At 59.6% G+C, this 2,287-nt stretch carries 1 protein-coding gene; it reads right to left on the reverse strand.

Going from position 1 to position 2,287, the window contains the following annotated elements; translation table 11 throughout:
• Nucleotides 1–499: 499 nt before the first annotated feature.
• A complete protein-coding gene (locus ACFQ50_RS24470) occupies nucleotides 500–2,161 on the reverse strand; it encodes an APC family permease (protein ID WP_377998220.1) in 1,662 nt (553 codons plus the stop codon).
• Between the last annotated feature and the right edge of the window lie 126 nt (nucleotides 2,162–2,287).

A 2,287-nucleotide genomic window follows, 5' to 3' on the forward strand; every position in this document is an offset into this window, starting at 1 on the left:
CGGATCCAGGGGGTGCGCTACCCCAACAACAGTCGCGGCTTCAGTATCGATAGTCATGCTTTTACTCCTTAACTAGGTCCTTCAACAGGAAGAGGATGCCTACGGCCCGGGAAGCCTGGTGGTGTTGCCGTTTCGAGCCCGCAGGCAGAAAAGGTCCCTGGATTCTCAGAACTGTTCGTCCTCGTCAGAACTGTTCATCTCCGGTGCACGTGATCGGTGTGATGCCGGTCACCGCGTTCCTTCCACAAGCAAAACTACGGCAGGGAATTCGTTTGGGAAAGTAATTCATAAACATTTACTTGAGAAATTCGGGGCCATAAATTCCCACCCCAGTTAACATGTTGGAAACATTCGGAAACACGGCCGGGACCGCGGCCAGCAGCAACATAAATGAGACCTGACAAGGCCGCCAGCAAACCAGCTGGCGGCCTTGTGGTCAGGTTAAATGGGTCGGTCCCCGGCACTGCCTGTGGGCAGCGCCGGGGACCGGCTGTCAGAGCTATTCCTTCTCCAGCTCCAGTTTCTTCTCCCGCTCCAGGTCATCGAGCTCCTGGTCCAGGTCACCGGCGGCATGCTGCCGCTCCATGTCCCGAACGGCCTCGAGGTCGATCGGGCGCAGCGGCGCCGGGTCTTCCTCGTCCAGGACGGGGCCGTGGCCGTCGTCGGCGAGGACGACGTGGCCGATGGTTTCGTACTTGAACGGATCGGTTTTCCGGAAGTAGAGTGCCAGGCCTGCGCCGGTGACGAAGAGCGCGCCGGCGATGTAGGGGATGAGCTTGAACAGCAGGGACGACGATGCAGGTCCCGCCGCCGTGTCCAGGTTCAGGAACATCATAATGACCACGCCGAGCATTCCGGCCCCGCCGATGATGGGAGCAACCTTGGTGCGCCAGAAGTTTTCTTCCGGGTGGTGCTTGCGGAAGTAGTTGAACACTGCGGCCATAGTTACGGTCTGCACAATCACCAGCATGAATGTCCCAAGGATCGCCAGAAGGGCGAAAACATCCAGGTATGGGTCCTTGTTGAAGAACCAGAACCCGAGGATCCACAGAATGGCGATACCTGTCTGGAGGAAAGACGCGATGTGGGGCGATCCGTGCTTCTTGTGGGTCCTGCCAAGTGCGCCGGGCAGGATTCCTTCCCTTCCGAGCGAGTACATGTAGCGTGATGCTGCGTTGTGGAAGGCCATGGCGCAGGCGAAGGATCCGGTCATCATCAACCATTCCATGACCAGGACCCAGCCGTGGCCGACGAAGACGTCAGTTGGGTGGAAGAACATGTTCAGGGGGTTGGCGCTTTGCGCCAGGGCGATGGCTCCCTGGGCGCCGTTGCCGGCGACGGACATCCAGGAGACGAACGTGTAGAAGACGCCGACGCCGGTGACCGCGATCATCGTGGCGATCGGGATGATCTTCTTCGGGTTCTTGGATTCCTCCCCGTACATCACCGTAGACTCGAAGCCGGTCCAGGACCAAAATGCGATGAACATGGCCAGCCCGGGCGCTGCGACCTGCAGCCCGTTGGGTGAGAACGCAATGGCCGGGTTCAATGTCTCTGGCATCAGCCCGTCGGGGCCTCCGCCCTTGAAGAGCACACCGAAAGCCATGATGGCAAGGATCGCGATCTCCGTGAACAACAGCAGCGTCAGGATTTTCGCTGCCATGCTGATCTCAAAAAAGGTCAGGAAACCAATGGTCAGCAGGCCGACCACGGCGAAGACCACCCAGTGGATGTCCAGGCCCAGCTGATCCTTGAAGGCCAGGTGACCGAAGTACGAGAAAATACCGATGATGCTGGCCTCAAAGACGATGTAGCCGAAGGTCACCATGAAACCGGTTCCGAGGCCGAGCACGCGCCCCAAACCGCGGGAGATGAAGCCGTAGAACGCGGCCGTAGAGGTCACGTAGCGGGCCATCGTGACATAGGCGATCGCAAAGACCGACAGGATCACCGTTGCCCAGATGTATGTTGCCGGGGTTCCGGTGCCGACGCCGAAGCCGACCGAAATCGGGACGTTACCGCTCATCACCGTGATGGGTGCGGACGTGGCGACCGCCATGAAAACCACATCCCACAGCCCCAGGGTGTTGGCCTTCAGCTTCCCCGACTTAGCCCCGGTCTTGGCGGTACTCGAGCTTGCTGTAGTTTGTTGCCGGCTCATCGTTCTCCTCCCATGCTGCAGTGTCCTGCGTTGGTGCCGCGGGTTTCGGTGGGGAGGTTGAGGGTGGGGTTTTGGTTGAAGAAGCCGTGGGGTTCGAGCATGAAGCCGATGTTCTGGCGGGGCATG

The organism is Arthrobacter sp. NPDC056493 (assembly GCF_042795115.1).
GTDB lineage: Bacteria > Actinomycetota > Actinomycetes > Actinomycetales > Micrococcaceae > Arthrobacter.